This is a genomic window from Phenylobacterium sp. (assembly GCF_030654915.1).
GTDB lineage: Bacteria > Pseudomonadota > Alphaproteobacteria > Caulobacterales > Caulobacteraceae > Phenylobacterium.
The window spans coordinates 1-4,271 of sequence record NZ_JAURWM010000123.1; the positions used below are offsets into that span (position 1 = coordinate 1).

Annotated in this window: 3 protein-coding genes and 1 pseudogene; all 4 read left to right on the top strand. The window is 63.8% G+C overall.

The features are described 5' to 3' along the window. Positions 1-99, top strand: a 99-nt coding sequence (locus Q7T84_RS06355; protein WP_304806914.1) for a ribosomal protein L7/L12, incomplete at its 5' end; no start/stop codon positions are given. A 152-nt stretch (positions 100-251) separates the two neighbouring features. Then, positions 252-1,289 carry an AraC family transcriptional regulator gene (locus tag Q7T84_RS06360; RefSeq protein ID WP_304806911.1) on the top strand — a complete coding sequence of 346 codons (1,038 nt, stop codon included), beginning with the start codon at positions 252-254 and terminating at the stop codon, positions 1,287-1,289. Positions 1,290-1,376: 87 nt separating this feature from the next. Continuing rightward, complete coding sequence (locus tag Q7T84_RS06365) at positions 1,377-2,192, top strand: sterol desaturase family protein (protein ID WP_304806913.1); 816 nt, start codon at positions 1,377-1,379, stop codon at positions 2,190-2,192. A gap of 425 nt (positions 2,193-2,617) precedes the next feature. Further along, positions 2,618-4,271: pseudogene (locus Q7T84_RS06370) on the top strand (DNA-directed RNA polymerase subunit beta); the annotation flags it as partial.

A 4,271-nucleotide genomic window follows, 5' to 3' on the forward strand; every position in this document is an offset into this window, starting at 1 on the left:
GGCGCTCCGCAGAACGTCGTCGAAAACGTCTCGAAGCAAGTCGCCGACGAAATCGCCAAGAAGCTGACCGAAGCCGGCGCGACCGTCCAAGTGAAGTAAGACTGACTTCGCGAGTTTCTCGCGTTGTCGAACGGGCCCGGAGGGAAACCTCCGGGCCCGTTTTCGTAGGCCCATGTTCTTTGACGTGACGCCAAGGCGCGTCGTGTTACGGTCAAGCTGTGAGCGACCCCGCGACCCTATTGGACCCCTTTGTGCGCGGGATCGCCGCGGGCGCCGTGGTCATGTTGGCGACCGGGACCTGGCGTAGCGCCGTCAATCGCCAGGCCAAGATCGTCTCCCTGCTGACCAGCCTCAGCATCGCGACGTGGCTGATCACCGAGTCCGGCCCGCTCTGGGGGGCGTTCGACCGGACTTATCTGCTGCTGCTGCCGGCCTATCCGATCGCGGGCATGTTCTGGCTGTTCATCGGGACGGTGTTCGAGGACCGCCCAATCGGCGTCATCCATCTTCTGCCGCCTATCCTGATGGGGATTTCCGGAGTGATCATGGGCCCAGGACCCCCGCCCTATGATCCGCTCTGGATCGCCCGCAACGTCGCAGCCGGGCTGTTGGCGCTGCACGCCGGTTTCGTGGTGGCGAAGGGATGGCGCGGGGATCTGCTCGAGGCCCGGCGCGGGCTACGCGCCGTGCTGCTTGGTCTGCTGGTGGTCTTCGCCGTCCTGCAGACCCTGATCGCGTTCGCCTATCGGCTCTATCCAAGCGGACCCTGGCTCGGCTTCACAGTTGGTGAACTTTACGGCGGAACCATTCTGGCGATCCTGATCCTGTTCGTCGCCGCATCGTTCCTGCGAGTGAGCCCGGAACTATTTGGCGCCGCACGGACGCCGATCGCGGCGCCCGACGCCCGGGCTGAGGCGATCGACCGCCATCTGCTTCAGAAGATCGATGACCTGATGGCGGCCGAGCTCTGGCGCCAGGAGAGGCTGACCATCGGCGAACTCGCCCACCAGATCGGCGAGACCGAGCATCGCGTTCGCCGGCTGATCAATCAGCGCCTGGGGCATCGGAACTTCGCAGACTTCCTGAACGCCTATCGGATCGCGGCGGCCAAGCAGCGGCTTGCCGATCCGGGGGAGGCGCGGGCAACGATCTCGGCCGTGGCCTTCGACCTCGGCTATGGGTCGCTCGGGCCGTTCAACCGAGCCTTCCGTGCCGCGACCGGCAGCACGCCGACCGAGTGGCGACGTGTCGTCCTCGCCGCCTCGACGAGTTCGTCAAAGTCAGGCTGATTTCGAACTCGGCGCGGATTGTTCGAATTCGGCGAGACGCCGCTGGCTCCCGGCTCGCCTCCTTGCATTCAGGCAAGGAGGAAGAAGATGCAGGACCTGTTTCAAGGCATCCCGGAGATCTGGGTCGCCAATCTCAAAATGGACATCTGGCGCTATGGGGTGTTTGCGGTGGCGGCCTGGCTCTCGCTCTGGATTGTCCTTGGCCGCCTGCTGCGTCACCGCAAGGTGCGCGCCGAGACGCCGCCGCCACGCCAGTTGATGTTGGAGTTCCTATTTTCCATCAGGTCGATCGCGGTCTTCTCCACGATCGGTGTCGGGATGGTGTTCCTTGACCGCCTGGGGCTCTATCCGTTGTCGGTGATGGCGGGCGCTTGGGGGGCGACCTGGTTCGTGGTCAGCCTGCTGCTGATGATCGTGGGGCAGGACGCTTACATCTACTGGACGCATCGGGCGATGCATCGCCTGCGGCTCTTCCGCCGCTTCCATGTCCGCCACCATCGCAGCAACAATCCTTCGCCGTTCACCGCCTATAGCTTCGATCTAGGGGAGGCTGTGGTGATGGCGGGGTTCGTGGCGCTTTGGCCGTTGATTGTGCCGACCCCGTGGGGTGTCATCCCCTTCTTCATGATGCACCAGATATTCCGGAATACGCTGCTGCACGCCGGCTACGAGCTCATGCCGGCGCGGGCCGACGGCCGTCCGGCCTTCGACTGGTTCACGACCACGGTCCACCACGACCTTCACCATGGAATGGCCCGCTGGAACTTCGCCCCTTGGTTCACCTGGTGGGATCGCTGGCGCGGGACTGAGCACCCCGAGTACCACGCGCGCTTCGCAGCGACGGTTGGCCGTTCCGCCAAGGCCGAGCTCATGGCGCCTGCGCGATACGATGTCCCTGGTTGACCGCAGGATGATTTCCTGTGGATCGCCGCTCGAAGGGGACCGGGGCGGCGGTTCACTGGTTGACGCGCCGCTCGCAAAGAGAGATCGATGACGTCCCCTCGGGAGCGCCCGGGAGAGGACCATATGGGACGGCGTAGCGCCGTCGGCGCATGCCGCCCCGTTTTTCTTCGGAGAAAGGGGCTTCCCTTGTCCGTGCAATAAGCCTAATTAGCCCTCTTCGCGAAATTTACGATTCGTCGCAGATGCGACTTTTCGCGCGCGTTCGCTCCGAGGCATGGCCCGTCGCCCTCCGGCCATGCGAGGGAGCGCCCCTGGCGAAACAGGGGCTTCCAGCGCCCGGCGCCCGCAAGGGTGTTCGAGGGTGGGCGCAGGACAACTCGACCAGACGCGCGGAAACCGTTCTGCGCGTCGTTCAAGGGAACAAAATGGCGCAATCCTTCACCGGAAAAAAGCGGATCCGTAAGTCTTTCGGCCGCATCCCCGAAGCCGTGCAAATGCCGAACCTGATTGAGGTTCAGCGCTCTTCCTACGAACAGTTCCTGCAACGTGAGACTCGCGCCGGCGATCGCCGCGAAGAGGGCATCGAAGCGGTCTTCCGGTCGGTCTTCCCGATCAAGGACTTCAACGAACGCGCCGTGCTGGAATACGTTTCGTACGAGTTCGAAGAGCCGAAGTACGACGTCGAAGAATGCGTCCAGCGCGACATGACCTACGCCGCGCCGCTGAAGGTCAAGCTGCGCCTCATCGTGTTCGAAACCGATGAAGAGACCGGCGCCCGCTCCGTGAAGGACATCAAGGAGCAGGACGTCTACATGGGCGATATCCCGCTCATGACCGAGAAGGGCACCTTCATCGTCAACGGCACTCAGCGGGTTATCGTCTCGCAGATGCACCGTTCGCCAGGCGTGTTCTTCGACCACGACAAGGGCAAGACCCACTCGTCGGGCAAGCTGCTGTTCGCCGCCCGCGTCATTCCGTACCGCGGCTCGTGGCTGGACTTCGAGTTCGACGCCAAGGACGTGGTCTACGTCCGTATCGACCGTCGCCGTAAGCTGCCCGCCACCACCTTCCTGATGGGTCTGGGCATGGACGGGGAGGAAATCCTCTCCACCTTCTACGAGACCGTCACCTTCGAAAAGCGCACCGACCCGAAGAAGGGCGACTTTGGCTGGACGGCTCCCTACAAGCCCGAGCGCTGGCGCGGAGCCAAGCCGGACTATCCGCTGATCGACGCCGAAACGGGCGAAGAGATCGCGCCGGCTGGCCAGAAGATCTCGGCGCGTAACGCCAAGAAGTTCGCCGACGCCGGTCTGAAGACCCTGCTGCTGGCGCCCGAAGCGCTGAACGGCAAATATCTGGCCCGCGACCTCGTCAACTTCGAAACCGGCGAAATCTACGCTGAGGCCGGCGACGAACTGGACGCCACCGTCCTGCAAGGCCTGGAAGACCAGGGCTTCAGCGAACTCGACATCCTCGATGTCGATGAAACGACCATGGGCGCCTACATCCGCAACACCTTGCGGATCGACAAGAACAACGCCCGTGAAGACGCGCTGTTCGACATCTACCGCGTCATGCGTCCGGGCGAGCCGCCGACGGTGGAAGCCGCCGAGGCCATGTTCAAGTCGCTGTTCTTCGACGGCGAACGCTACGACCTGTCGGCCGTCGGCCGCGTGAAGATGAACATGCGTCTGGAGCTCGATTGCCCCGACGACGTGCGCATCCTGCGCAAGGAAGACGTGCTGGCGGTTCTGCAGACCCTGGTGGGCCTGCGCGACGGCAAGGGCGAAATCGACGACATCGACAACCTTGGCAACCGCCGGGTCCGTGCGGTGGGCGAGCTGCTGGAAAACCAGTACCGCGTCGGCCTGCTGCGCATGGAACGCGCCATCAAGGAGCGCATGAGCTCGGTCGATATCGACACGGTCATGCCGCACGACCTGATCAATGCGAAGCCGGCGGCCGCGGCCGTGCGCGAGTTCGTCGGATCCTCGCAGCTCTCGCAGTTCATGGACCAGACCAACCCGCTGTCGGAAATCACCCACAAGCGCCGTCTCTCGGCGCTTGGCCCCGGTGGTC